Here is a 26,186-nt window from a genome sequence, read left to right on the forward strand (position 1 = left end):
CTACCTCAGCTTCGGGTCGAGGGCGTCGCGCACCGCGTCGCCGAGCATGATGAACGCGAGGACCGTGAGGGCGAGCGCGCCGGCCGGCCACAGCAGCATGTGCGGCGCGTTGCGGATGTACCCGGAGGCGGCCGAGATGTCGATGCCCCAGCTGACCGCGGGCGGCTTCAGACCGACGCCGAGGTACGAGAGGGTCGCCTCCAGGGCGATGTACGTACCGAGGGCGATGGTCGCCACGACGATGACGGGCGCGACCGCGTTCGGCGCGATGTGGCGCAGCAGCATCCGGGAGTTGGAGGCGCCGAGCGCACGGGCCGCCTGCACGTAGTCGTTCTGCTTGGCGGTGATGACCGAGCCGCGGGCGATGCGGGAGATCTGCGGCCAGCCGAGCAGCACCATGAAGCCGACGACCGGCCAGACGGTGTTGCTGGTGACGACCGACAGCAGGACCAGGCCGCCGAGGACGACGGGGATCGCGAAGAAGATGTCGGTGATCCGGGAGAGGATCGCGTCCCAGAACCCGCCGAAGAACCCGGCGAGGCCGCCGAGGACCGAGCCGAGCAGCGCGACGCCGAGGGTGGCGCAGACGCCGACGGTGATGGAGTTGCGCGCGCCGTACACGGTACGGGTGTAGACGTCGCAGCCCTGGCCGTCGAAGCCGAAGGGGTGGCCCGGCTGGGAGCCCTGCTGGCGTTTGGACAGGTCGCAGGAGAGCGGGTTGCCGGAGGCGATCAGCTGCGGCCAGATGGAGATGACCACCAGAAAGAGGATGACCAGGGCCGAGATGATGAAGACGGGGTTGCGCCGCAGGTCGCGCCAGGCGTCGGACCACAGGCTGCGGGGCTTGCCGGCGGGGCCGCCGGCGCCGACGGCGGGGCCCTCGACGAGCGCGCCCTCGCTGGTGGCGAGGTCCATCGCGCCGCCCATGCCGGTCGCGGCGATGGCGCCGTCCTCGGGCGCGCGGCCGCCGCCGGTGGCTCCCGGCCGTCCGGAGGGGGGCTCGGGCGCTTGCGGTTCAGGCATAGCGGATCCTCGGGTCGAGTACGGCGTACAGGAGGTCGACGATCAGGTTCACCGCGAGGAAGACCAGCACGAGGATCGTCACGAAGCCGACCACGGTCTGGGTGTTCTGGCGCAGGATGCCCTGGTAGAGCTGGAAGCCGACGCCGTGGATGTTGAAGATGCGCTCGGTGACGATGGCGCCGCCCATCAGCGCGCCGACGTCGGCGCCGATGAAGGTGACGACGGGGATGAGCGAGTTGCGCAGCAGGTGCCGGGTGATGACGCGGCGCCGGGGCAGCCCCTTGGCGATGGCCGTGCGCACGTAGTCGGCCCGCTTGTTCTCGGCGATGGAGGTGCGCGTCAGGCGGGTGACGTAGGCGAGGGAGACGGAGGCGAGGACAAGGCCCGGCACAATCAGCTCGCCGAAGGTGGCCTCCGTGGAGACCGCCGGGTTGATCCAGCCCCACTCCACCCCGAGCAGCAGTTGCAGCAGCAGACCGGTGACGAACGTCGGCACGGAGATGACGACGAGGGTCAGCAGCAGCACGGTGGTGTCGATGGGACGGCCCCGGCGCAGGCCCGTGAGGACGCCGAGGGTGATGCCGACGACGATCTCGAAGAGGATCGCCACGATCGTCAGCCGGATGGTGACCGGGAACGCGGTCGACATCAGCTCGGTGACCTTCTGGCCGTTGAACGCGGTGCCGAAGTCGCCGGTGAAGACGTTCCCCATGTACGTCAGGTATTGCTGCCAGACCGGCTTGTCGAGGCCGAACTCCTTGGAGAGCTGGGCCTTGGTGGCGGGGTCGCAGGCCTTGTCGCCGCACAGCCCGGCGATGGGGTCGCCCATCACGTTGACCATGAGGAAGATCAGCAGGGTCGCCCCGATGAAGACCGGGATCATCTGCAGCAGCCGGCGGATCACGTACCGTCCCATGAGGGCTCCGCTCCTGGCGTCAGTTGACCTTGATCTCGTTGTAGACGGGGACGCTGAACGGGTTGAGCGCCACGTCGGAGACCTTGTCCGAGTAGCCGGCGCTGCCGTTCTGGTACCAGAGCGGGATGGCCGCCATGTTGTCCCGGACGACCTCCTGGGCCTGCTGGAACGTCTTGACCGCGGCTCCCTGGTCCGCCTCGCCGTTCGCCTTGTCGACGAGGGAGTCGAACTCCTTGTTGGACCAGTGGCCGTCGTTGGACGAGGCGTTGGTGTAGTACAGCGGCTGGAGGAAGTTCTGGATGAGCGGGTAGTCCATCTGCCAGCCGGCCCGGAAGGGGCCCGTCATCTTCTTGTCGGTGATCTTGTTGCGGAAGTCGGCGAAGGTGCCGGTGGGGCTGCCGACGCAGGCCTTGTCGTTGTCGAGGGCGTTGTTGATGGAGTTGCAGACCGCGTCGACCCACTCCTTGTGGCTGCCGGTGTCGGCGTTGTAGCCGATCCTCACCTGGCCGCCGGGGATGCCGCCGCCCTCCTTGACCAGCTTCTTCGCCTCGTCCGGCTTGTAGTCGCAGAACTCCCCGCAGAGCCCGGCCTTGTAGCCGCCGTCCTTGCCGAGGACCGGGGAGGTCCAGTCGGTGGCGGGGGTGCGGGTCTTCTCGAAGATCGACTCGGTGATCTGCTTGCGGTTGATCGCCATGGACAGGCCCTTGCGGACCTTGTCGCTGTCCGGCTTGTTCCAGGCGGAGTCGTAGAACGGGAAGGCGAGGGTCTGGATGATGCCGGCCGGGGTGTTGATGTAGCGCCCGTTCAGGTCGCTGTCGGCGTTGCTGAGCTGCGAGGCGGGCACGTCGTCGACGAGGTCGAGGTTGCCCGCGGTCAGGTCGGTGTAGGCGGTGTTGTTGTCCGTGTAGACCTTGAGGTCCACGCCGCCGTTCTGCGCCTTGTCGCTGCCCGGGTACTTGTCCCACTTGCGCAGGGACATCTGGGAGCCCTTCTGGTACGACTCCACGGTGTACGGCCCGTTGCCGACGGGCTTGCTCACGTACGCGTCGTGGTCGCTGAAGAACGTCTTGGGCAGCGGTGCGAAGGCGGCGTAGCCGAGGGTGTCGGGCCAGGTCGAGAACTTCTGGTTCAGCTTGACCGTGAAGGTGCGGTCACCGGTGACCTTCAGGCCGGACAGCTTGTCCGCGGACTGGCTGCCGGAGTCCGGGTGCACCTTGTCGTAGCCGTCGATCTGGCCGAAGAAGTACGCGTTCTTCTGGTTGTTCTTCAGGCTCGCGCCGTAGTTCCAGGCGTCCACGAAGGACTTCGCGGTGACCTTCTCGCCGTTGGAGAAGGTCCAGCCGTCCTTGACCGTGATGGTGAAGTTGGTCTGGTCGGACGTCTCGATCTTCTCCGCCAGCATGTCCTTGGCGGCGCCCGTCTTGGGGTCGTACCGCTTCAGGCCACGGAAGATCATGTCCAGGACCTTGCCACCCTGCACCTCGTTGGTGTTCGCGGGCTCCAGCGGGTTCTGCGGGTCGCCCCAGGAGGACCGGACGACGCCGGAGCCGTCGCCTCCGCCTCCGCCACCGCCGCCGCCGCTGTCGCCGCCGCCGCAGGCCGTCGCCGTCAGCGCTACGACGGCCGCGGTCGCGGCCCACTTGGCGTGCGTGGCTCCACGCATAGGGTGCCTCCCTCTACCAGTCCCAGGTCACGTACGCCTAAATATCGGGGCGAAGGGGACATTGCGCACGTTGGGGACACCCTTATGAGATGCAGCCGCGGGCCCGGTGGGGCTTCTCGCGCAGTTCCCCGCGCCCCTGAGATGCGCACTGCGTGCGCCATCTCATCGGGGCCCTGAGGCAGCGGCGAAGCCGCATGCCTTCAGGGGCGCGGGGAACTGCGCGACCAGCCCCCACCGGCCGGCTGCCGGGGTACGACGCGAAAACACCAGGGCCCGGGCTGGAGAAGAATCCAGCCCGGGCCCTGGTACCGCTCGACCGACGGAGTCAGCTGTCGGACTCCAGCGCCACCAGCGCCGGATCCATCACGATGTCCTCCGCCCGCGCCTCGATCGTCGGCTCCTCCGGAAAGTGGCAGGCAGTGAGATGCCCCGGCTTGCTGCCGGCGATCTGCACCAGCGGCGGCTCCTGCGTGGCGCACTTGTCCTGCGCCTTCCAGCACCGGGTGCGGAAGCGGCAGCCCGACGGCGGCGCGATCGGCGAGGGGACGTCGCCCTCCAGGCGGATCCGCTCCTTCTTCTCCACGTCGAGGTCCGCCTCCGGCACGGCCGACATCAGCGCGTGCGTGTACGGGTGGCGGGGCCGGGCGTAGAGCGAGTCGCGGTCGGCGATCTCCATGATCTTGCCGAGGTACATCACCGCGACGCGCTGCGAGAAGTGCCGCACGATCGCCAGGTCGTGCGCGATGAAGACGAACGCGATGCCCATCTCGCGCTGCACCTTCTGGAGCAGGTTGATGACCTGGGCCTGGATGGAGACGTCGAGCGCCGAGACCGGCTCGTCCGCGACGATCAGCTTCGGCTCCAGCGCCACCGCGCGGGCCACCCCGATGCGCTGGCGCTGACCGCCGGAGAACTCGTGCGGGAAGCGGTTGTAGTGCTCCGGGTTGAGACCGACGATCTCCAGCAGCTCCCGCACCCGCGCCTCACGGCCGCCGGGCGGGTTGATGCCGTTGATCTCCATCGGGCCGGAGATGATCGCGCCGACCGTCTGGCGCGGGTTCAGCGACGCGTACGGGTCCTGGAAGATCATCTGGATCTCGGACCTGATGGGCGCCAGCTGCCTGCGGCTCGCGTGGCTGATGTCCTGGCCGTTGTACGTGACGGTGCCCGCGGTGGGCTCGTACAGGCGGGTCAGCAGTCGGCCCGTCGTCGACTTGCCGCAGCCGGACTCGCCGACGAGGCCGAGGCTCTCGCCCGGGTAGACCTCGAAGTCGACGCCGTCGACGGCCTTGACCGCGCCGACGGTGCGCCGGATCGGGAAGCCGCCCTTGATCGGGAAGTGCTTCTGCAGCCCCTCGACCTTCAGCAGCGGGGCGGCGTCGCCGTCGCGCTGGCCGGGGATCGCGTCGGCGACCGCCGTGGTGCTGTTCTTGTTGTCGCTCATGGTTCTGCCCCAGTCGCCGGTCTCTGCTCAGCCCAGCCGGGGCTGAATCGTCTCGATGTACACCTGCTGCTTCTGGTCCGCCGTCAGGTGGCAGGCGGCGCCCCGCCCGGCCGGGAGCAGCGGCCGCTCGCCCGAGCAGCGGTCGCCGGTCACCAGGTCGGTGAAGGCGCAGCGCGGGTGGAACGGGCAGCCCGAAGGCGGGTTGAGCAGCGAGGGCGGTGAGCCGGGGATCGGCATCAGCGGCTCGTTGACGTCCGAGGACAGCCGCGGCATCGAGCCGAGCAGGCCCCAGGTGTAGGGGTGTTCGGGCGACTTGAGCACCTCGCGGGTGGAGCCCCGCTCGACCGCCCGGCCCGCGTACATCACGAGGATGTCGTCGGCCATGTTCGCGACCACGCCCAGGTCGTGGGTGATCATGATGATCGCGGAGCCGAACTCCTGCTGGAGGTCCTTGAGCAGGTCGAGGATCTGCGCCTGGACCGTCACGTCGAGCGCGGTGGTCGGCTCGTCCGCGATGAGCAGCTCGGGGTTGCAGGCCAGCGACATGGCGATCATGGCGCGCTGGCGCATACCGCCGGAGAACTGGTGCGGGAAGTCGTCGACGCGCTGCTTGGGGTGCGGGATGCCGACCTTGCCGAGCATCTCGATGGCCCGGTCGCGCCCCTCCTTCTTGCTGGCGCCGGTGTGCTTGCGGAACGGCTCGGCGATCTGCCGGCCCACCGTGTAGTACGGCGAGAGCGCGGTCAGCGAGTCCTGGAAGATCATCGCCATCTTGTTGCCGCGGAGCTTCTCCAGCTCGGACTCCGTGGCGGTGAGCAGCTCCTGACCGTCCAGAAGGATCTCACCGTCGATGGTGGTGTTCTTCTTGGGGTGCAGCCCCAGCACGGTCAGGTTGGTGACCGACTTGCCGGAGCCCGACTCGCCGACGATGCCGAGCGTCTTGCCGCGCTCCAGGTCGAAGGAGAGTCCGTCGACCGCCTTGACGGCGCCGTCCTCGGTGGAGAACTGGACCTTCAGGTCGCGCACCGACAGGAACGCGTCGGAACCGGTAGGAGCCGGAGCGCCTTCGGGCTTGGTGAGTGTGGTCACGGTCGTTCTCCTAGGACAGCCGCACGCGCGGATCGATGACGGCGTACAGGGCGTCCACGATGACATTGAAGATGATGATGAAGGCGGCGCTGACCAGCATGACGCCCATGAGGACCGGGAGGTCCTTGTTGGTCACGGACTCGATCGCCAGGCGGCCGAAGCCGGCCAGGTTGAAGGTCAGCTCGGTGACCATGCCGCCGCTGAGCAGGGCGGCGATGTCCATGCCGATGATGGTGACGATCGGGATGAGCGAGCCGCGCCAGGCGTACCGGAAGAAGACGTAGCGGCTGCTCATGCCCTTGGCCTTGGCGGCGCGCACGTGCTCCTCCTGGAGCTGCTCGATCATCGAGGACCGGGCCATGCGCGTGTAGTTGGCCGTGAAGATCGTCGCCATGACGACCCAGGGGATCAGCAGCCCCATGAACCAGGCGCCCGGGTTCTCCGTGAACGGCACGTACTTGGGCCGCTTCAGCCAGCCGGTGCTGTAGACGAAGATGCCCATCACGATCGGGCCGAGCAGGTAGATCTGGAAGGAGCTGGTCACCAGCGAGGCGCCCGAGAAGAGCTTGTCGATCCAGGTGCCGCGGAACTTGGCGGCGAGCAGACCGGCGCCGAGACCGGCGGTGAGGAAGACGACCAGGCCACCGATGGTCAGCGAGACCGTCAGCGGGAGGCGGTCCATCATCGTGTCCCAGACCATCTGGTTGTTGCGGAACGAGACGCCGAAGCAGGGCGCGTCACAGTGCCCGACGGCGAAGTCCCGGCCCACGAAGATGCCCTTGAGGAAGTCCCAGTACTGCACCGGGATCGGCGAGTCGAGGCCGAGGTTCTTGTGGATGATGGCCAGCGCGTCCGGGGTGCAGTTCTTGCCACACGCGAGCAGCGCCGGGTCCTGTGGGATGGCGAAGTACATGAAGAACGTGAAGGCGCTGATCAGCAGGAGGATGAGTGCTGCGCCAGACGTCCGGCGTATCAGAAATCGAAGCATGGCAGGAAGCTGCTCTCAGGACGGCGGCGGTGGGAGGCCAGGAGAGGGGGGGTGGTCCGGCGGCCCGGTGGTGAGAGCTCCGCCGCGCTCTCACCACCGGGAACTGCCTGGTGCTGACTACTTCTTGAGGTAGATCGCGGTCGGGTCGGTGTAGCTCGTCACCGTCGAGTACCGCAGGCCACCGACGTTGGAGCCGGCGATCTGGAACACCTTGGTGTAGTAGATCGGGGCGGCCGGGTTGATCTCCTTCGAGATGTAGTCCGACAGCTTCGCGTACTCCTTGGCGCGCTCGGCGGCGTCCGCGATGAGCTGGATGCGGGCGATCTCCGAGTTCACGTGCTTGTCGTTCACGTGGGAGTAGTTCGAGCCGCCGTCCTGGATGGCGCTGCCGTCGTAGGACGGCGGGAAGACGGTGTTGCCGTCGGCCCAGTCCTGGCCCCAGCCGGTCATGTAGAGGTCGAGGCCGTTCTTGACCTTGCCCATCTGCTCGTACCAGGTCGCGGCGTCGATGTCCTTCTTCTGGATGTCGAGGCCGATCTTCTCCAGGTTGTTGATGATCAGGTTCGCCTGGGTGACGCGGACGTCGGTCTGGGCGTAGCCGTAGGTGAGCTTCATGCCCTTGGCGCCGGCCTCGTCGATGAGCTTCTTCGCCGCGGCGATGTCACCGTTGGGCTTCTTGGCCCGGTTGAACGGGTCGGACGACTTGTCGTAGCCCGGGGTGGCCGGCGAGATCAGCGAGTTGGCCGGGTCACCGCCGTAGGCGCCGCCGTCGGCGTGCGCGGCCGCGGTGGCCGGGATGGCCAGGGCGATGGCGTCACGGATCTTCTTGTTCTTGACGCGGTCCATGTTCATGTTCAGCTGCCACACGTACGGGGCGTAGCCCTGGACGGTGCGCTTCATCACGGCCTTGTCGCTCGTGATCTTCTGCAGCTGGGTGGCGTCGATCTGGCCGGAGAACATGATGGCGTTCTTGGCGTCACCGCGGTCGGCCAGGATCGTCTTGGTCTGGTCGGCCTTGGAGACGTTGAAGTCGATGTTCCAGCCGTCCACGTAGGCGTGGCGGGCCGGGTCCGTCTTCGCGTCCCACTGGTCGTTGCGGACCAGCGAGAGGTTCTTGCCCGGCTTGTACGAGGAGATCTTGTACGGGCCGGTGGCGACCGGTGCCTGGTCGTACTTCTGCTTGGTGTCCGTCTTCTCCGGCACGACGCCGTACGCGGCCATGGCGAGCGCCTGCGGCACGTCGGTGTGGGGCGCGAGGAAGTGGAAGACGATGGTCTTGTCGTCCGGCGTGGCCAGGACGGAGTCCGGCAGGTGCTTGCCCTTGTAGGGGCCCGCGTACGCCTTGCGGTACTTGGTGCCCGAGCCGGACAGCCAGGTCTGGATGTAGGTCGGACCGTCCGTCAGGAACGGGTCGTAGAGCCGCTCTATGGAGTGACGGATGTCGGCCGACGTGATGACGTGGCCGTTCTGGTCCTTGATCCCGTCCTTCAGCTTGAAGGTCCAGGTCTTGCCGTCGTCGGTCATCTTGCCCGCGTCGGTGGCGAGGTCGCCGACGACCGTCTGGTTGCCCTTGGCGTCCTCGGTGTACGTGGTCAGGCCACGGTAGAGGAGCTTGGCGAGGTCACCGGCGTCGGAGACGTAGATCTGCCCCGGGTCCAGGTGCGAGAAGTCCGTCTCCTGGTAGACCTGGGCGATGCCGCCCTTGCGGGCGCCCGGGACCTCCTTGGCGGGGCCGACGGAGTCCTGGGCGGTGCCCATGGCGACCGGCTTGGCCTGCGCCGCCGCGTCCTCGTGGGTCTTGCCGACCGGCTTGTTGCTGCTGCCGCTGCCGCTGCTGCAACCGGTGAGCGCCAGGGCGCCGACAGCCGCCGCGGCGACCGTTGCCTGCGCCGTGCGCGATCGAAGGATGCTCATGGAGTCGAGTCCACCTGCCTGTGAGTAGTGATCCTTTGGTGCTGCCTGGCGCATCCGGATGATCCCCCCGGTGCCCGGGTGGCAGCGTCCCCCTGGGTGACGCGGGTCAGCGCGCGGACTTGGGATCGAACGCGTCCCGCACCGAGTCACCGAGAAGGTTGAACGCCACGAAGAAGACGACCATGGCGACACCCGGGAAGTACAAGTAGGTCGGGTCCACCTCGTAGATCCGGGCGGCGGTGGCGAACATCAGGCCCCAGTCGGGAGTGGGGTCCTGGTAGCCGACGCCGACGAACGAGAGGAAGGCGACCGAGAGGATGGTGCTGGGAAGGAGGTACGTGCCCTGGACGATGATCGGCGTCACCAGGTTGGGCAGCAGCTCCTTGCGGATGATGCGCCACGGGGAGGCACCGGCGACCTTGGCCGCCTCGACGAACTCCCGGTCGCGCAGCGACAGCGTCACGGCCCGCACCAGGCGGGACAGGCTCATCCAGGTGAGCAGCCACATGATGCCGGTGATGGCGAAGAAGCGGACGGAGACGGGGGTCTCCTCGTCCGGGGCCACGAAGACCGTGACGATGACGGGCATGGCCGCGACCATGAACAGCTGGTTGGGCAGCGCCATCATGAAGTCGGTGAGCCGGCCCAGCCAGTAGTCGATCTTCCCGCCGAAGTACCCCGCGGCCAGGCCGATCACGACGCCCAGGAGCACCATGCCGATGGTGGCGCACAGCGCGGTGTACAGCGAGGTGCGCATGCCGTAGAGCAGGTACGCGAAGACGTCGCGTCCGTAGTTCGGGTCGATGCCGAACCAGTGCTCGGGCGACATGCCGCCGTTGGGCCCGGCCGGCAGGTTGAACTCGTTGAGCAGCGTGGGGTCGTCCTGGCCGTAGAAGGTGTACGGGTCCTTGCCGTACAGCTTCGTGATGACCGGGGCGAGCGCGGCTATCAGGAAGAACAGCAGCACGATGACGGCCGAGACGACACCCGTCTTGTCCCGCTTGAAGCGGCGCCACATGAGCTGACCGGGGCTGCGCCCCGCCAGCTTCTTGGGCTCCGTCGCGTCACCCTGCGGCGCGCTCTCTTTGTCCAAGGCGGAAGAGGTCTCGGCGCCCTCAATCTCGATTGGACTCGTCATGATTCGTCCATTTCACAGGTGTTGGAGGTCGTCGGCCGGGTAACCGGGTACCGACGGCCATCGCACGGCGTACGTCATTCGAAGCGCGCGAGGGGGAAACAGCGACTGGGGGACTGGGGGGACTCGGGTGAGCCCACCCCTGAGGAACCCAGGACCGTGGCCGGCGGCTGCCGGCCTGCGGGCCGAGCCGTCAAGAGCGTTCGCGACGCTGGATCGTTATCTCGTCCACCACGGGGACGGGACGGGACGTGCCCGCGGGACCTACACCTGCCATCGGGGACGACGCGACCCATATGGCGCTTGTGGCACCTCGCATGGGTTCCTCCTCATGAGTCCACTTTGTTCACTACAAGTGGGGGCACAAGTCACCCAGCCGACACCCCTGACGGCGAGAGTGCAGTGCCCCAGTGTGCTCGCGAGTCGGCGCTCCCCACAGCGCGTGACCCATTGACCCGAGCTCTACGCCGTCAACTATTAGCCACGCGGCCTCCGTCGACCACACCCTTTTGGTCTCGGTTCGATCACACCTGATGCGTACAATGCCCAAAATCCGGACAAACGGATCCGAGATAGAGGGACACGAAACGGACGTGTTACATATCTATCGACCATGGGTGCCCGGATATCGGACACCAGGGTGGACTTAATCACTTGCGTCCGGACGGATTTTGACCCGTTGTTGGGGAAGCCCGGGGGCCGCCGTTGTCAATCCGCGTAGACACCGGCAGATTAGCGGCAACACGAAGCGCCCGGCACCCCCTCGGGGGGACCGGGCGCTCGCGTCAACTACAGGTGCGTCAGCCGTGCTTGGCGCGCGAGGCGGAGCGGCCGCGCTCCTTCTGGTCCAGGACGACCTTGCGGATGCGCACGGCCTCCGGGGTCACCTCGACGCACTCGTCGTCGCGGCAGAACTCCAGGGACTGCTCCAGGGAGAGCTTGCGCGGCGGCACGATCGCCTCGAAGGAGTCGGCGGAGGCGGAGCGCATGTTGGTGAGCTTCTTCTCCTTGGTGATGTTCACGTCCATGTCGTCGGCGCGCGAGTTCTCGCCGACGATCATGCCCTCGTACACCTCGGTACCGGGCTCGGTGAACAGCACGCCGCGCTCCTGGAGGTTCGTCATGGCGAACCCGGTGACGGCGCCGGCCCGGTCCGCGACGAGCGAGCCGTTGTTGCGGGTCTTCAGCTCGCCGAACCAGGGCTCGTGGCCCTCGTGGATGGAGTGGGCGATACCGGTGCCGCGGGTGCTCGTCAGGAACTCCGTACGGAAGCCGATGAGGCCGCGCGAGGGCACCACGAACTCCATGCGGACCCAGCCGGAGCCGTGGTTCGACATGTTGTCCATGCGGCCCTTGCGGACGCCCATGAGCTGCGTGACGGCGCCCATGTGCTCCTCGGGCACGTCGACCGTGAGGCGCTCGACGGGCTCGTGCGTCTTGCCGTCGACCTCCTTGGTGACGACCTGCGGCTTGCCGATGGTCAGCTCGAAGCCCTCGCGGCGCATCTGCTCGACCAGGATGGCCAGCGCCAGCTCACCGCGGCCCTGCACCTCCCAGGCGTCGGGGCGCTCGGTGTCCAGCACGCGCAGCGACACGTTACCGATCAGCTCGCGGTCGAGGCGGTCCTTGACCTGGCGGGCGGTGACCTTGCGGTCCTTGACCGCGGACTTCGCCTGCGCGCCCTTGCCGGTGCCGCCCCGGCCGACCAGCGGCGAGGTGTTGGTGCCGATGGTCATGGAGATGGCGGGCTGGTCGACCGTGATCAGCGGCAGCGCGACCGGGTTCTCCGGGTCGGCCAGGGTCTCGCCGATCATGATGTCGGGGATGCCCGCGACGGCGCAGATGTCGCCGGGTCCTGCGACCTCGGCGGGCTTGCGGGTGAGCGCCTCGGTCATGAGCAGCTCGGTGATGCGCACGTTCGAGATCGTGCCGTCGCGCTTGATCCAGGCGACCGTCTGGCCCTTGCGCAGCTCGCCCTGCTCGACGCGCAGGAGGGCGATGCGGCCGAGGAAGTTGTCGGCGTCCAGGTTGGTCACGTGCGCCTGGAGGGGGGCCGACTCGTCGTACGTCGGGGCCGGGACGTGCTCCAGGATGGTGGAGAAGAACGGCTCCAGGTTGGTGGAGTCCGCCGGGACCGTGCCGTTCTCCGGCTTGGTCAGCGACGCGATGCCGTCACGGCCGCACGCGTAGACGATCGGGAACTCGATCTGCTCCTCGTCCGCGTCCAGGTCGAGGAAGAGGTCGTACGTCTCGTTGACGACCTCGTCGATCCGCGAGTCGGGGCGGTCCGTCTTGTTGATGCACAGGATGACGGGCAGCCGCTGCTGGAGCGCCTTGCGCAGCACGAAGCGGGTCTGCGGGAGCGGGCCCTCGGAGGCGTCCACCAGCAGCACGACCGCGTCCACCATCGACAGACCGCGCTCGACCTCGCCACCGAAGTCGGCGTGGCCGGGGGTGTCGATGATGTTGATCGTGATGACCTCGCCGCCATCCTTGGGGTGGTACTTCACCGCCGTGTTCTTGGCGAGGATCGTGATGCCCTTCTCACGCTCCAGGTCATTCGAGTCCATCATGCGATCGTCGAGGGACTCGGCGGCGTGCGCGGCGAACGAACCCGCCTGCTTGAGCATGGCGTCGACGATGGTCGTCTTGCCGTGGTCGACGTGGGCGACGATAGCGACGTTTCGGATGTCGTGGCGCGTGGCCATATTGCGGCGTACTCCCGGAATAGGTGACGGCTGCGCGTACATCAGTGATACGCGCGCCCTGCCGGGCTGGACACGCCACGGCCTCACCCCATGGTACGTGGCTCGACGGGCGGGGGCGCTTCCGGCCCTGGAGGGGAGGGCCGGGGAGAACGGTGGAGCGGGGAAAAGTGCAGGTCAATGGGTGATACGAACCTTGCCCGCAGGGCGGTCCCGCGGGCAAGGGAGTTGAGCACGATCTGAGGTTCGGCGCGCGGCCTGGCGTCAGTCCTTCGCGTGCTCCGCGTGCTCTGCGTGCTTCGAGTGCTTTGTGTGCCTGCCGGGCTTCGCGGCTCCCCCGGCCGGCTCCGGCCCCTTCTTCAGGTAGCCGATGTCCTCGTAGCTCGGCTCCTGGAAGCCGAACGCGCCGGCGTTGGCGAGGCTCGCGCGGGCCGCCACCAGCTGGGGGCGCTGGTAGAGGGGAATCGATCCTGCGGCGGCCCAGATCTGGGCGTCGGCCTGCTTGACCAGGGCGCGCTCCTCGTCGGCGTCGAGTTCGCCGATGGCCTGGTCGAAGAGCTGGTCGATGTGGTCGGTGCCGACCCGCGTGTAGTTCTGCTCCACGGTGAGCGAGCCGTCGGCGGCCGGGACCGGCTTGGCGTAGATCGGGCGCGCGTCGGTGGCCGGGTAGGCCGAGGCGGGCCAGGAGTAGAGCGCCAGGTCGTAGTCGCCGGAGGCGATGTGGTCCTTGAAGTAGCTCTCGTCACCGACCTTCATGACGTCCGTGCGCACGCCGATCTTCCCGAGCATCTGCGTGATCCGGTCCGCGACGGCGCGCAGCGGCTCCGCGTCCTGGCCCGAGGGGAGGACGAAGCGCAGCGTCAGCGGCTTGCCGTCCTTGGCCAGCGCGCCCGCGGCGGCGCCGCCCGGGGCGGGGGTGCCCTTGGGGGCGTACGCGCCCGACGCCGCGTGGTCGCTGTGCGCGTGCTTCTGGCCCTGGGAGCCCGCGGCGTCCTTGGCGCTCTTGGAGTCCTTCGAGTCCGCGGAGTCCCTCGCGCCCTTCGAGTCCTTGGATTCCTTGGAGTCCTTGGTGTCCTTGCCGTGGTCCTCGGCCTTGCCGCCCGCCGTCTTGGGCTTCTCCTTCTTCTCCTCCGCGCCACCGGGCACCCAGCCCGCCTCGGTGAGCAGGGCCTGCGCCTCGGCGGTGTCCTGGTCGCCGAGGGCGCTGCTGTTGTCGGAGTAGGCGGGCTGACCGGCCAGGGCGAGGTGATTGCCGACGGTGTGCACCGGCAGGCCGAGCGGCTTCAGCGCCACCTCGGCGAGCTGGGTGCGGTCCAGGGCGCGGGCCACGGCGCGGCGCACGCGCTCGTCGGCGAGCGGCCCCTCGGCGCCGTTCAGGGCGAGCTGGGTGTAGGCCGGTTCGAGCGACTTGCGCAGCCGGAAGCCGTCCAGGTTCGCCTGCTCCCTGGCGTACTTCTTGGCGGCCTTGCGGGCCTTGGCACGGGCGGTCATCTCCTCGTCCGCCGCCTCCACGTCCTCACCGTGCGCGATCGCCCAGGACCGCAGCGCCTGGGCGGGGGTGCGCGCGGAGCCCGGGCCGTGCGAGAGCGGGCCGGAGGCGCCCTTGTCGCGGGCGGCGTGGGCGAGGCGCTCGGCGCCGCCCGCGTCGACGTCCGCGAGGTCGAGCCGGCCCGCGGCGAGGGCCGTGGCCCGCTCGGCGCGCGGCACCGCCGTGAAAACGATCTTGTTCAGCTTCGTGGTCCTGCCCCACCAGCGCGGGTTGCGCTCCAGGGTGACCTTCTCGGCGTCCCGGTCGACCGAGCCGACCTGGAAGGGGCCCGCGGTGACCTTCAGCGCCCGGCGGGCGTCCTCGTTGAAGCTGTCCGGCTTCCCCATGACGTCCTTGGGGTACAGCGGCGAGAACAGGGAGCGCCAGTCCGCGTACGGCTTGGCGAAGGTGACCCGCACCTCCAGGTCGTCGGCGCCGCGCTCGATCTTCTCGATGCGGTCGTAGCCCGCGTTGTGCGCGGTCCAGAACGCGCTGTCCCTGCCGGCCAGGGCGCGCCACTGCGCGGCGAAGTCGGGGGCGCCGATCTCGCGGCCGTCGCTCCAGACCGCCTTCTGGTTGAGCTTGTACTGCACGACCTGCTTCGGCTCGGTCTCGATGACCTCGGCCTTCTCCAGGTAGTCGGCGTCGGGCTGCGGCCGGCCCTGCGCGTCGAGCCGGAACATCGACGGCAGGACGGCGCCCGCGACCCGGCCGGTGGCCGCGTCGGCGTCCGCCTGGAAGGAGTTCAGGGTCTCGGGCACGGCGTCGATCGCCCAGCGCAGGCTGCCGCCGTCCCTGATCCGGTCGCGGGCGGCGGGCGCGATGTCCTGGCCGGCGGTGGGGGTGCTCGCCTCGTCGTCGGAGCCGCATCCCGCGAGGGCGGTCACGGCGAGCGCGCCGCTCACGAGGAACGCGGCCGAGCGGATGGCTGCGCCTGGGCGCCTGGGTCGGTGATGCATCTCGGCGTCTACCTCCGGTGCGGGCCGGTTGATCACGTTTGGCGGTATATGTGGTTGATCACATCTATCGGGTCACTGAAGTGGATGGGGGGCCGTGGGGTGGGCGACACGGCGACGCTTCGCCGCAAGCCCACCCGTGCGGCCCAATCGGGCGCCCGCATGGGGTGCCCCGTGCTGTTCCGTCCGCGGCCGCGGGCCGGTGGGGGCTGGTCGCGCAGTTCCCCGCGCCCCCGGAGATGCGCACTGCGTGCGCAACCTCCAGGGGAGGCTGCGGCGAAGCCGCACGCCTCAGGGGCGCGGGGAACTGCGCGAGAAGCCCCACCGGCCCGCGGTCGCCCACGCGCGCGAAGAACCCCTCCCCGCCGGCGGAGCCCACCGCAGCGGCCCCGTACAAACAACCGCCCCGCACAAACAACCGCCCCGCACAATCCGTCCGCGGCCTTCACAAACCGTGATGTGACGCGCGACACTCGCAGGCGCATGAGCATCTCCGCCGCACCAGCGGAAGCGAGGCACGTCATGTCCCTGCACGACGAACTGACGACCATTCAGCGCTGCGTCGACGATCTCGCCCGCGCCGTCGCCCGCCTCCAGTCCCCGCCGGACGGCCCGGACCTGCGCCGGGTCCGCGCCGACACCGAGCACCTGCGCGAGAGCGTCGCCCTGCTGCGCGCGTCGGCCCTGACCCCGGCCCCGATGCAGGCCGATGCCCAGCAGGCCCCGCTCCGCCCGCAGGGCCTCGTACCGATCCCCGACACCCCGTACGACAGCACCCTGTGGACCGATTCGGACGACGAGGGGCTCGGCGCCCGGAACCGGCACGCACCCTGACCGCTCCACCCCGTCCCTTCGAGCGGAGGCTTCGTTGGCCACCGGCACGGAACCCAGCACCGACCCCCATACCAAGAGCGGCACCGGCGTCCGCGGCCGGACGCGTGCCGCGATCGCCGCGCCCCACCTGCGCACGGACCGCTGGTGGCTGGCGCCGGCCGCGACCGCGGCGGGCCTGTTCGCCTTCGTCGTCTACTCGACGTGGCGGGCCTTCGCCGACGCGGACTACTACGCGGCCCCGTACGTCTCGCCGTTCTACTCGCCCTGCGTCGCCGAGAACTGCGCGCCGATGCGGCACGGCCCCAACTGGGAGCTGTTCGGCGGCTGGTGGGGCCTGTCCCCCGCCCTGCTCATCCTGATCTTCCCGCTCGGCTTCCGGCTGACCTGCTACTACTACCGCAAGGCCTACTACCGCGGCTTCTGGGCGTCACCGCCGGCCTGCGCCGTGGCCGAGCCGCACAAGAAGTACACCGGCGAGACCCGCTTCCCGCTGATCCTGCAGAACATCCACCGGTACTTCTTCTACGCGGCCGTGCTCGTCGCCTGCGTCCTGACCTACGACACCGTGCTCACCTTCCGCGACGAGCACTACGCGTGGGGCCACATGGGCCTGGGCACCCTGGTGTTCCTGCTGAACACCGTGCTGATCTGGGCGTACACGCTCTCCTGCCACTCCTGCCGGCACATCGTCGGCGGCCGCCTCAAGCACTTCTCGAAGCACCCCGTGCGCTACCGGCTGTGGGGCTGGGTCGGCAAGCTGAACACCCGTCACATGGGCCTCGCCTGGGCCTCGTTGGTGAGCGTCGCGCTCGCCGACTTCTACGTGTACCTGGTCGCGTCCGGTGTCTTCGACGATCCGCGGTTCTTCTGATGGTGGGGGCGAGACGATGAGCGTGGTGGAGCCGCAGCAGTGGGACGTGGTCGTGGTGGGCGCCGGCGGCGCCGGACTGCGCGCCGCGATCGAGGCCCGGGAGCGCGGCGCGCGGACCGCGGTGATCTGCAAGTCCCTCTTCGGCAAGGCCCACACGGTGATGGCCGAGGGCGGCATCGCGGCCGCCATGGGCAACGTCAACTCCGGCGACGACTGGCAGGTGCACTTCCGCGACACGATGCGCGGCGGCAAGTTCCTCAACCAGTGGCGGATGGCGGAGCTGCACGCGCAGGAGGCGCCCGACCGCGTCTGGGAGCTGGAGACATGGGGCGCGCTGTTCGACCGCACCCGCGACGGCCGCATCTCGCAGCGCAACTTCGGCGGACACGAGTACCCGCGCCTCGCCCACGTCGGCGACCGCACGGGACTGGAGCTGATCCGCACCCTCCAGCAGAAGATCGTCCAGCTCCAGCAGCAGGACAAGGCGGAGTTCGGGGACTACGAGGCGCGCCTGAAGGTCTTCCAGGAGTGCACCGTCACCCGGGTGCTGAAGGACGACTCCGCGGACTCCGCAGACCCCGGGGGCGGCGACGGGACCGGGAAGGTCGCCGGCGTCTTCTGCTACGAGCGCGAGAGCGGGCGCTTCTTCGTGCTGGAGGCCCCCAGCGTGGTCCTCGCCACCGGCGGCATCGGCAAGTCCTTCAAGGTGACGTCCAACTCCTGGGAGTACACCGGCGACGGCCACGCCCTCGCGCTGCTCGCGGGCGCGCCGCTGCTCAACATGGAGTTCGTCCAGTTCCACCCCACCGGGATGGTCTGGCCGCCCTCGGTCAAGGGCATCCTCGTCACCGAGTCGGTCCGCGGCGACGGCGGCGTCCTGCGCAACTCCGAGGGCAAGCGCTTCATGTTCGACTACGTCCCGGACGTCTTCAAGGAGAAGTACGCCGAGTCCGAGGCGGAGGGCGACCGCTGGTACGAGGACCCGGACCACAACCGCCGCCCGCCCGAACTGCTCCCCCGCGACGAGGTGGCCCGCGCCATCAACGCTGAGGTCAAGGCGGGCCGCGGCTCCCCGCACGGCGGCGTCTTCCTCGACGTCTCGACCCGGATGCCCGCCGAGGTGATCCGGCGCCGGCTGCCCTCCATGTACCACCAGTTCAAGGAGCTGGCGGACGTCGACATCACCGCGGAGGCGATGGAGGTCGGGCCGACCTGCCACTACGTGATGGGCGGGGTCGCCGTCGACTCGGACACGGCCGCCGCCCGGGGCGTCCCCGGTCTCTTCGCGGCCGGCGAGGTGGCCGGCGGCATGCACGGCTCGAACCGGCTCGGCGGCAACTCGCTCTCCGACCTGCTCGTCTTCGGCCGTCGCGCGGGCCTGCACGCGGCCGCGTACGCCCAGGGCCTCGCCGCGCGTCCTGTCGTGGACGAGCTGCAGCTGGACGCGGCCGCCGCCGAGGCCCTGCGGCCGTTCTCCGCCGAGGGCCCGCAGGACGGCGGCGTCCCGGAGAACCCGTACACCCTGCACCAGGAGCTCCAGCAGACGATGAACGACCTGGTCGGCATCATCCGCCGCGAGCCGGAGATGGAGCAGGCCCTGCGCGCCCTCGCCGCGCTGCGGGTGCGGGCCCGCCGGGCCGGGGTCGAGGGGCACCGGCAGTTCAACCCGGGCTGGCACCTCGCCCTGGACCTGCGGAACATGCTGCTGGTCAGCGAGTGCGTGGCCCGGGCCGCCCTGGAGCGCACCGAGTCGCGCGGCGGCCACACCCGCGAGGACCGTCCCGCGATGGACCGGGAGTGGCGGCCGGTGAACCTGCTGTGCCGGCTCCGCGATCCGAGCGGGGAGCTCGCCGCCACCGATCCGGTGCGCGGGCAGATCAGCCTCGTCCGGGAGCGCACCGAACCCGTCCGTCCCGACCTGCTGGCCCTCTTCGAGAAAGAGGAGCTGGTCAAGTACCTGGCCGAAGAGGAGCTGTACGAGTGAGCGCGTATGAGGCCCGCTTCAAGGTGTGGCGCGGGGACACCGGGGGCGGTGGTCTGGAGGACTTCACCGTCGAGGTGAACGACGGTGAGGTCGTCCTCGACATCATCCACCGGCTCCAGGCGACCCAGGCCCCCGACCTGGCCGTGCGGTGGAACTGCAAGGCCGGCAAGTGCGGTTCGTGCTCCGCCGAGATCAACGGACGGCCACGGCTGCTGTGCATGACACGGATGTCGGTCTTCGGACGGGACGACGTGATCACGGTGACGCCGCTGCGCGCGTTCCCGGTGATCCGGGACCTGGTGACCGACGTCGGTTTCAACTACGCCAAGGCCCGCGAGGTGCCCGCCTTCGTGCCGCCGGCCGGGGTCGGGCCCGGCGAGTACCGGATGATGCAGGAGGACGTCGACCGCTCGCAGGAGTTCCGCAAGTGCATCGAGTGCTTCCTGTGCCAGGACACCTGCCACGTGGTGCGCGACCACGAGGAGAACAAGACGGCCTTCGCCGGTCCCCGCTTCCTGATGCGGGTCGCCGAGCTCGACATGCATCCGCTGGACGAGGCCGACGCCGGCGGGCTCGACCGCAAGCGGACCGCGCAGGACGAGCACGGGCTCGGCTACTGCAACATCACCAAGTGCTGCACGGAGGTGTGCCCCGAGGGCATCAAGATCACCGACAACGCGCTGATCCCGCTCAAGGAGCGGGCCGCCGACCGCAAGTACGACCCGGTGGTGTGGCTCGGCGACAAGATCCGGCGGCGGTCGGCGCCCTGAGCCCGCGCCCCGCGGGGCGGCCGGGCGGCGGCGGAGCCCCGGTCGCGGCGGCCCACATCCGGACATACGCTCCGAAATGTGTCCTCGTCCGAGAGTCGCCCGCGCCCGGTGCCGATAGCCGCGCGGGCCGGGGCCCTCGCGCTCCTCGTGCTGTGCTGGCTGCTGCCCGCCGCCCCCGCCCCCGCCGACGACCCGGTCACCCTCGCGCGCACCGGGCAGATCACCGACACGGTGGGCGCCCTCGGGGACCGCGAGGGCGCCGTCACCACCGCGCTCGCCCGCCTCGACGAGACGCACGGCACCCAGCTGTTCGTGGTCTACGTGCGCGGCTTCTCCGGCCGCTCCGCCCAGGACTGGGCCGACGCCACCGCGCAGCGCAACGGACTCGGCCTGGACGACGTCCTGCTCGCCGTCGCCACGCACGACCGGCAGTACGCCCTCTCCGTCGACCAGGACTCCCCGCTCACCGACGCCCGGATCCGCGCCGTGACGCGGAGCGGGATCGAGCCGGCCCTGCGGCAGAACGACTGGGCGGGCGCCGCGATCGGCGCCGCCGACGGGATCGGCGCGGCGCTCGCGGGGCAGCCGGTGCCCACCCCGCAGGTCACCCCGGGCGAGGCCGACCCCGGTCGCGACACCGGTGGCGGCGCCGCCGGCCTCGTCCTGCCCGTCATCGCCGTCGGCGCGGTGGCGGCCGTGGCCGCGTTCGCCTACACCCGGCGCAAGCGGCGGACGCGGGAGCGCACCACCACACCGGGCGGCGGGCGCACGGCGGGCGCCGCAGGGTGGGGGAAGACGCCGGTCGTCTCCCTCGCCGAGCTGGACCGGCAGGCCCGCCACCTGCTGGTCGAGACCGACGACGCGGTCCGCACCAGTACCGAGGAGCTCGGCTTCGCCGCGGCCCAGTTCGGGGACGGGGCGGTCGCGCCGTTCCAGCAGGCGCTCACGTACGCGCAGTCGGAGCTGACCGCGGCGTTCCGCCTGCGCCAGCAGCTCGACGACGCGTTCCCCGAGGACGACGCGGCCAGGCGGCGGATGCTCGACGAGATCGTCAGCCGCTGCACCGCCGCCGGGCGCCGGCTCGACGAGGAGTCCGAGGACTTCGACCGGCTGCGCTCCCTGGAGCGGACGGCGCCCGAGGCACTGGACCACGCGGGGCAGGCGGCCGGTGAGGTGGCGGCCCGCATCGAGCGTGCCGGGGCGACGCTGACCGAGCTGGGCGCCCAGTACGCGGCCTCCGCCGCCGCCCCCGTCGCGGGCCATGTCGAGCAGGCCCGGGACCGGCTGGAGTTCGCCACCGCGCAGCTGGAGCAGGCCCGCGCGGCCGTCGGCGCCGGTGACAACGGCCGGGCCGCCGTCTTCCTGCGGGCCGCCGAGGGCGCCCTCGACCAGGCCGGCACCTTCGTGGCCGCCGTCGAGCGGCTCGCCGGGGAGCTGGCCGCCGCCCGGAACGCGCTGCCCGGTGCGCTCAGCGAGTCCGAGGCCGACCTCGCGGACGCGCGCGGCCTGCTCGACGGCACCGCGCAGGGGGTTTCCACCGCCGATCTGCGGGGCCGCATCGCCCGCGCCGAGTCCGTCGCCGCCGACGTGCGCGGGGAGCTGGCCGCGGGCCGCCACGACCCGGTCGACGCGCTGCGGCGGGTGGAGGAGGCGGACGCGGCGCTCGACGAGGCGCTCACGGCAGCCCGGGAGCGGGAGGCAGGCACCACCCGGGCCCGCTCGCTGCTCGGCCAGGCCCTGCTCGCGGCGGGCAGCAGCACCGGCGCCGCCGCGGACTTCGTCACCACGCACCGCGGCGCCGTCGGCAGCGAGGCCCGTACCCGCCTCGCGGAGGCCCAGCGGCATCTGGCGAACGCCCACAGCGCCCAGGACGGCGATCCGGCGGCGGCGCTCGGCGAGGCACAGCAGGCCGACGCACTGGCCCGGCAGGCGCAGGCGCTCGCCGAGCGGGACGTACGCGCGTACGGCAATCCGTACGGGGGCGGCGGGCGCGGCGGTGGCGGCTCGGGCGGCGCCGTGCTCGGCGGGATCCTGCTCGGCCAGCTGCTCGGCGGCGGCGGGCGCCGGGGCGGCGGCATGCGGGGCGGCGGGTTCGGGGGCGGGCTCGGCGGCGGTCCCGGCAGTTTCGGAGGTGGCGGCACCCGTGGCCGCCGGGGCGGCGGCGGCCGCTTCTGACACACCGGCCCGTGCCCTGCGCGGGCCCCTCACCCGTAGGCCCACTACTTCCCGAAGGACCTGATCATGACCAAGCAGACCATTTTCAGCCGGGTCGCCACCCTCGCGAAGGCGAACATCAACGCGCTGCTCGACAGCGCCGAGGACCCGCAGAAGATGCTCGACCAGCTCATCCGCGACTACACGAACAACATCCGGGAGGCCGAGGACGCCGTGTCCACCACCATCGGCAATCTGCGGCTGCTGGAGCAGGACCACAAGGAGGACGTGGACGCGGCGGCCGAGTGGGGCGTCAAGGCACTCGCCGCGAGCAAGAAGGCCGACGAGCTGCGGGCCGCCGGGACGGCGGCGGAGGCCGACCGGTTCGACGGGCTCGCCAAGGTCGCCCTGGGACGGCAGTTGCACTCCGAGAAGGAGGCCAGGGACGCCGAGCCGACGATCGCCGCGCAGAACGAGGTGGTCGGGAAGTTGAAGTCCGGCCTGGACCAGATGAAGACCAAGCTCGGTGAGCTCCAGGCCAAGCGGGACCAGCTGGTGGCCCGGGCCAGGACGGCGCAGGCGCAGAACCAGATGATGGACGCGGCGCAGAACATCGACGTCCTCGACCCGACCAGCGAGCTGAGCCGCTTCGAGGAGAAGGTGCGCCGCGAGGAGGCGCGGGCGCTCGGCAAGCAGGAGCTGGCCGCGTCCTCGCTGGACGCGCAGTTCGAGCAGCTGGACGCGCTGGGCGACGACGCCGAGATCGAGGCCCGGCTCGCCGCTCTCAAGGGCGCCTGACGCCCCCGGCCCGGGTGCGGGTCAGAAGAGGCTGAGCAGCGCCTCCGTCGGATCCACCATGCCCGTCCCCCCGTTCGGCAGCGCCAGTTCGAACCAGACCGTCTTGCCCCGCGGGGTGCGGCGCGAGCCCCAGGCCGCGCTGAGCAGGCCGACGAGCTGCAGGCCCCGGCCGCCCTCGTCGGTGTCCCGGGCGCGGCGGCGGCGCGGCTGCACGAGCCCCGCGTCCCACACCTCGCAGACCAGCGTGCGGTCGAGCAGCAGCCGGAGCCTGATCTCGCCCTCGCCGTACCGCAGGGCGTTGGTGACCAGCTCGCTGACGAGCAGCTCGGTGGTGTCGGCGAGGGGTTCGAGCTCCCAGGCGGTCAGCTGTTCGCGGGCCAGCTCCCGGGCCCGGCCGACCGATTTGGGCTCGCGCGGCAGCGTCCAGTCCCCCACGTTCTCGCTGGGCAGGCCCTCGACGCGGGCCAGGAGCAGGGCGATGTCGTCCTCCCCGTGGTGCGTATCGAGGGTGGACAGGACGTGGTCGCAGACGTCCTCCAGGGAATCGGAAGGGGTCCGGGCGTGGCCCGGTCGTTGCTGGGTGGCGGCCTGGTGACGGGTGGGCGGGTCGTCGAGCACGGCGCGGAACGCGGAGAGCCCCTCGTCCAGCGGGTGGTCGCGGGACTCGACGAGCCCGTCGGTGTAGAGGGCGAGGAGCGAGCCCTCGGGCAGCTCGACCTCCACCTCCTCGAAGGGTTCGCCGCCGACGCCGAGCGGCATCCCGGGCGGCACGTCGAGCATCAGGGCGCCGTCGCCGGGTTCGACGAGCACGGGCGGCAGGTGGCCCGCGTTGGCGAAGGTGCAGCGGCGGGTGACGGCGTCGTAGACCGCGTAGACACAGGTGGCGAGGTAGACCTCGGACAGGTCGGCGTCGGAGGGCTTGCTGCGGGCCGAGCGCGTCGCCTGCTGGACGCCGCCGGGCGTGCCGAGCCCGCGGGCGATCTCGTCGAGCGCGCTGAGCACCTCGGCCGGTTCGAGGTCGAGCAGGGCCAGCGTGCGCACGGCGGTGCGCAGTTCGCCCATGGCGACGGCGGCGCGCAGGCCGCGCCCCATGACGTCGCCGATGACCAGCGCGGTGCGGTGGCCGGGCAGTTCGATGACGTCGAACCAGTCGCCGCCGACCTCCGTCGCCGCGTTCCCCGGGAGGTAGCGGCAGGCGATGTCGAGGCCGGACGCCTCGGGGTCGTCGGGCGGCAGCAGGGAGCGCTGCAGGATCAGGGCGCGCTCGTGCTCGCGGCGGTACAGGCGTGCGTTGTCGATGCAGACCGCGGCGCGGGCGGCCAGCTCCACGGCGAGCGAGCGGTCCCGGTCGTTGAAGGGTTCGCTGCCCTTGGTCCGGGAGAACTGCACGAGCCCGACGACGGTGTCGTGGGCGACCATCGGCACCGCGAGGGTGGACTGGACGAGGCCGCCCGGCTCGGCGGGCAGCAGCTGGGGCCTGGCGGTGCGCAGGGCGTCCGCGCAGGCCGAGTTGAACGGGTAGCGGTGCACCGCGCCGACGCCGACCGGCTCCTCGCCGCCGAGGCCGAGGAAGGGCACGTCCGCGACGGCGCTGGCGGCGGCGACCCGGCGCAGCTCGGCGCTGCCGTCGGCGAGGCCCTGGCTGCCGAGCGCCGCCTCGTCGCCCGCGAGCAGCCCCTGGTACAGGTCGACGGAGGCCAGGTCGCAGAAGCCGGGGACGACCACGTCGAGCAGCTCGCGGGAGGTGGTCTCCAGGTCGAGCGAGTTGCCGATGCGGGCGCCCGCCTCGTTCAGGAGCGCGAGGTTGCGGCGGGCGTGCGCGGCCTCGCGGGCGGCGGCGTGCCGCCGGGTGACGTCGGTGGAGAGCCCGGCGATGCCGATGGGCCGGCCCGAACCGCTGTGCACGCGGTAGAGGTTGATCGACCAGTGGCGGCGCTCGGACGAGCCCGGGACGGTCCCCACCAGCTGCATGTCGGTGACGGAATCGCCGGTCTCCAGGACGCGGCGCAGCGCGCCCTGCACCCGGTCGGCCTCGTGCCGCGGCAGGTAGTCGTGGACGGTGCGGCCGCGGTGGTCGTCGGTCTTGCCACCGAAGACCGAGGTGAACGTGCGGTTGGTGCGCCGCACCTTGAGATCGGTGTCGAACAGCAGGAAACCGAAAGGAGATTGGCCGAAAATCGCCTGCGAGGCGGCGAGATCCGTCTCGATCCGGCGCAGGGTCCGCACGTCCACGACGATGCAGACGGCGGCGCGCTCGCCGGACTCCGTGGTGGTCGGCATCACGTAGACCTCGGCGCGGCCCGTGGGCCGGTCCGCCGACGCCTCGGCGCCCTCCGTGCCCACCGCGCCCGCCGTGCCTTCAGGGGGTGGCAGCCGGAACGGGACGCTGCCCGTCCACTCCCGGCCGTCCAGGATCTCCGCCATCTTGCGGTGGCTGCGCTCGCGGAGATCTGCGGGGACGAAGGCCTCGATCGGGTCCCGGCCCACGGCGTCCTCGGCCGGGACGCCGAAGACCTGCGCGGCCCGCAGACTCCACTGGTCGATCAGCCCGTCGGGCCCGATGGAGAAGGAGGCGACCTTGATGTAGTCGTAAATCGACCCGGGCGGGCTCGACTGCCAGCCGTCGGGCGCGGGCGCCCCGCTGCCGTCCTGCGGCGTGCGGTCCGCATCCCGCGCCGACGCCGTGCCCGAGCGCTCCTCGGACATCTTGGCCTTCGCTGGTATCTCGCTCACGCGAACCGTCCCCTCCAGCTCACCACGTCCGGCACCGGTCACCGGGGCGGCTGCCCGCAGTATCCAGCACTACGGAGCCGCGCAACACGGTGTTCACGATCACACCACGCTCCCGACCCTTTTTGGCCCGTCGGGACCGACTCTTTGCGTACCCAGAGTGGCGGTGCGCCCACACACGACGCCCCGCACCACTCGTCCGGTCTTCGTCTAACCGGGCAGGGCCAGCTCGAACCACACCGTTTTGCCACCCGTCCGGGGGTCTCCCGGTCTCGTGCCCCAGCGCCGGGACGCTCCCGCGACCAGCTGGAGGCCCCGGCCGCCCTCGTCGTCGGCGGTGGCGGCGCGGGCCCGGGGCGGGTCGGGCAGCGGATCGGAGACCTCCACCAGGAGGGTGCCCCGGGCGTCGCGGGGCCGGTCGGGACGGAAGAGCCGCACCCCGATGGGGCCGGCCGCGTGCCGCAGCGCGTTGGTGACCAGCTCGCTGACCAGCAGTGTCGTAACGTCGTCGAGCGCGTCGAGGTCCCAGGCGGCCAGCTGCGCCCGGACCGCCGAGCGGGCCCTGCGGACCGCTGTCGGGTCGGCGGGGAAGGCCCACTCGGCGTAGTCACCTTCGGTGTGGAGCACGCCGATCACTTCCCTGGCCCGCGTAGAGCGCTGTCCGGTTTCAGAGGGTTAATCGGC

Annotated in this window: 18 protein-coding genes; 6 read left to right on the plus strand and 12 right to left on the minus strand. The window is 70.6% G+C overall.

Annotated features, from left to right (window positions below; genetic code table 11):
• The 10 genes from ACIBW6_RS11325 to ACIBW6_RS11370 form a co-directional block, all read right to left on the minus strand.
• Window positions 1-1,023 carry an ABC transporter permease gene (locus tag ACIBW6_RS11325; protein ID WP_399058997.1) on the minus strand — a complete coding sequence of 341 codons (1,023 nt, stop codon included), beginning with the start codon at window positions 1,021-1,023 and terminating at the stop codon, window positions 1-3.
• A complete protein-coding gene (locus ACIBW6_RS11330; protein ID WP_399058998.1) occupies window positions 1,016-1,939 on the minus strand; it encodes an ABC transporter permease in 924 nt (307 codons plus the stop codon). The genes ACIBW6_RS11325 and ACIBW6_RS11330 overlap by 8 nt, the downstream gene beginning before the upstream one ends.
• Window positions 1,940-1,958: 19 nt before the next feature.
• Window positions 1,959-3,602 (minus strand): ABC transporter substrate-binding protein, encoded by a 1,644-nt coding sequence (locus ACIBW6_RS11335; protein WP_399058999.1) that lies wholly within the window; start codon window positions 3,600-3,602, stop codon window positions 1,959-1,961.
• A 325-nt stretch (window positions 3,603-3,927) separates the two neighbouring features.
• A complete protein-coding gene (locus ACIBW6_RS11340; RefSeq protein WP_399059000.1) occupies window positions 3,928-5,046 on the minus strand; it encodes an ABC transporter ATP-binding protein in 1,119 nt (372 codons plus the stop codon).
• Window positions 5,047-5,073: 27 nt separating this feature from the next.
• A complete protein-coding gene (locus ACIBW6_RS11345; RefSeq protein ID WP_399059001.1) occupies window positions 5,074-6,135 on the minus strand; it encodes an ABC transporter ATP-binding protein in 1,062 nt (353 codons plus the stop codon).
• Between the two features lie 10 nt (window positions 6,136-6,145).
• Entirely contained in the window at window positions 6,146-7,123 is a 978-nt protein-coding gene (locus ACIBW6_RS11350) for an ABC transporter permease (protein WP_399059002.1), read from the minus strand.
• Window positions 7,124-7,240: 117 nt separating this feature from the next.
• Window positions 7,241-9,037: an ABC transporter substrate-binding protein gene (locus ACIBW6_RS11355; protein ID WP_399059003.1), complete on the minus strand. Its 1,797-nt coding sequence runs from the start codon at window positions 9,035-9,037 to the stop codon at window positions 7,241-7,243.
• Between the two features lie 106 nt (window positions 9,038-9,143).
• The gene (locus ACIBW6_RS11360) at window positions 9,144-10,175 is read right to left on the minus strand and encodes an ABC transporter permease (RefSeq protein ID WP_399059004.1); all 1,032 of its coding nucleotides are present in this window, start codon (window positions 10,173-10,175) and stop codon (window positions 9,144-9,146) included.
• 797 nt (window positions 10,176-10,972) lie between these two features.
• Complete coding sequence (gene typA, locus ACIBW6_RS11365) at window positions 10,973-12,880, minus strand: translational GTPase TypA (protein WP_399059005.1); 1,908 nt, start codon at window positions 12,878-12,880, stop codon at window positions 10,973-10,975.
• A 261-nt stretch (window positions 12,881-13,141) separates the two neighbouring features.
• Window positions 13,142-15,364, minus strand: coding sequence for an ABC transporter family substrate-binding protein (locus ACIBW6_RS11370; RefSeq protein WP_399059006.1), 2,223 nt, complete (start codon window positions 15,362-15,364; stop codon window positions 13,142-13,144).
• A gap of 519 nt (window positions 15,365-15,883) precedes the next feature.
• Here ACIBW6_RS11370 and ACIBW6_RS11375 point away from each other — a divergent pair.
• The 6 genes from ACIBW6_RS11375 (at window position 15,884) to ACIBW6_RS11400 (ending at window position 22,772) form a co-directional block, all read left to right on the plus strand.
• Complete coding sequence (locus ACIBW6_RS11375) at window positions 15,884-16,195, plus strand: hypothetical protein (protein ID WP_399059281.1); 312 nt, start codon at window positions 15,884-15,886, stop codon at window positions 16,193-16,195.
• Window positions 16,196-16,229: 34 nt separating this feature from the next.
• The gene (locus tag ACIBW6_RS11380) at window positions 16,230-17,066 is read left to right on the plus strand and encodes a hypothetical protein (RefSeq protein ID WP_399059007.1); all 837 of its coding nucleotides are present in this window, start codon (window positions 16,230-16,232) and stop codon (window positions 17,064-17,066) included.
• Between the two features lie 16 nt (window positions 17,067-17,082).
• The gene (locus ACIBW6_RS11385; protein WP_399059008.1) at window positions 17,083-19,050 is read left to right on the plus strand and encodes a fumarate reductase/succinate dehydrogenase flavoprotein subunit; all 1,968 of its coding nucleotides are present in this window, start codon (window positions 17,083-17,085) and stop codon (window positions 19,048-19,050) included.
• Window positions 19,047-19,820, plus strand: coding sequence for a succinate dehydrogenase/fumarate reductase iron-sulfur subunit (locus tag ACIBW6_RS11390; RefSeq protein ID WP_399059009.1), 774 nt, complete (start codon window positions 19,047-19,049; stop codon window positions 19,818-19,820). Before ACIBW6_RS11385 ends, ACIBW6_RS11390 begins: the two co-directional genes overlap by 4 nt.
• A 78-nt stretch (window positions 19,821-19,898) precedes the next feature.
• A complete protein-coding gene (locus ACIBW6_RS11395; RefSeq protein ID WP_399059010.1) occupies window positions 19,899-21,995 on the plus strand; it encodes a TPM domain-containing protein in 2,097 nt (698 codons plus the stop codon).
• A gap of 66 nt (window positions 21,996-22,061) precedes the next feature.
• Window positions 22,062-22,772 (plus strand): PspA/IM30 family protein, encoded by a 711-nt coding sequence (locus ACIBW6_RS11400; protein WP_399059011.1) that lies wholly within the window; start codon window positions 22,062-22,064, stop codon window positions 22,770-22,772.
• A 21-nt stretch (window positions 22,773-22,793) separates the two neighbouring features.
• Here ACIBW6_RS11400 and ACIBW6_RS11405 read toward each other — a convergent pair whose 3' ends face one another.
• Together ACIBW6_RS11405 and ACIBW6_RS11410 are read right to left on the minus strand one after the other, a co-directional pair.
• The gene (locus ACIBW6_RS11405) at window positions 22,794-25,505 is read right to left on the minus strand and encodes a SpoIIE family protein phosphatase (RefSeq protein WP_399059012.1); all 2,712 of its coding nucleotides are present in this window, start codon (window positions 25,503-25,505) and stop codon (window positions 22,794-22,796) included.
• 207 nt (window positions 25,506-25,712) lie between these two features.
• Entirely contained in the window at window positions 25,713-26,129 is a 417-nt protein-coding gene (locus ACIBW6_RS11410) for an ATP-binding protein (protein ID WP_399059013.1), read from the minus strand.
• Between the last annotated feature and the right edge of the window lie 57 nt (window positions 26,130-26,186).

Source organism: Streptomyces sp. NPDC049813 (assembly GCF_044465085.1).
Classification (GTDB): domain Bacteria; phylum Actinomycetota; class Actinomycetes; order Streptomycetales; family Streptomycetaceae; genus Streptomyces.

What these genes read in the sequence shown, in the direction of transcription:
- ACIBW6_RS11325 (WP_399058997.1), bottom strand. Translation starts at nt 1,023, where the DNA reads ATGCCTGAACCGCAAGCGCCCGAGCCCCCCTCCGGACGGCCGGGAGCC.
- ACIBW6_RS11330 (WP_399058998.1), bottom strand. Translation starts at nt 1,939, where the DNA reads ATGGGACGGTACGTGATCCGCCGGCTGCTGCAGATGATCCCGGTCTTC.
- ACIBW6_RS11335 (WP_399058999.1), bottom strand. Translation starts at nt 3,602, where the DNA reads ATGCGTGGAGCCACGCACGCCAAGTGGGCCGCGACCGCGGCCGTCGTA.
- ACIBW6_RS11340 (WP_399059000.1), bottom strand. Translation starts at nt 5,046, where the DNA reads ATGAGCGACAACAAGAACAGCACCACGGCGGTCGCCGACGCGATCCCC.
- ACIBW6_RS11350 (WP_399059002.1), bottom strand. Translation starts at nt 7,123, where the DNA reads ATGCTTCGATTTCTGATACGCCGGACGTCTGGCGCAGCACTCATCCTC.
- ACIBW6_RS11355 (WP_399059003.1), bottom strand. Translation starts at nt 9,037, where the DNA reads ATGAGCATCCTTCGATCGCGCACGGCGCAGGCAACGGTCGCCGCGGCG.
- ACIBW6_RS11360 (WP_399059004.1), bottom strand. Translation starts at nt 10,175, where the DNA reads ATGACGAGTCCAATCGAGATTGAGGGCGCCGAGACCTCTTCCGCCTTG.
- typA (WP_399059005.1), bottom strand. Translation starts at nt 12,880, where the DNA reads ATGGCCACGCGCCACGACATCCGAAACGTCGCTATCGTCGCCCACGTC.
- ACIBW6_RS11370 (WP_399059006.1), bottom strand. Translation starts at nt 15,364, where the DNA reads ATGCATCACCGACCCAGGCGCCCAGGCGCAGCCATCCGCTCGGCCGCG.
- ACIBW6_RS11375 (WP_399059281.1), top strand. Translation starts at nt 15,884, where the DNA reads ATGTCCCTGCACGACGAACTGACGACCATTCAGCGCTGCGTCGACGAT.
- ACIBW6_RS11385 (WP_399059008.1), top strand. Translation starts at nt 17,083, where the DNA reads ATGAGCGTGGTGGAGCCGCAGCAGTGGGACGTGGTCGTGGTGGGCGCC.
- ACIBW6_RS11400 (WP_399059011.1), top strand. Translation starts at nt 22,062, where the DNA reads ATGACCAAGCAGACCATTTTCAGCCGGGTCGCCACCCTCGCGAAGGCG.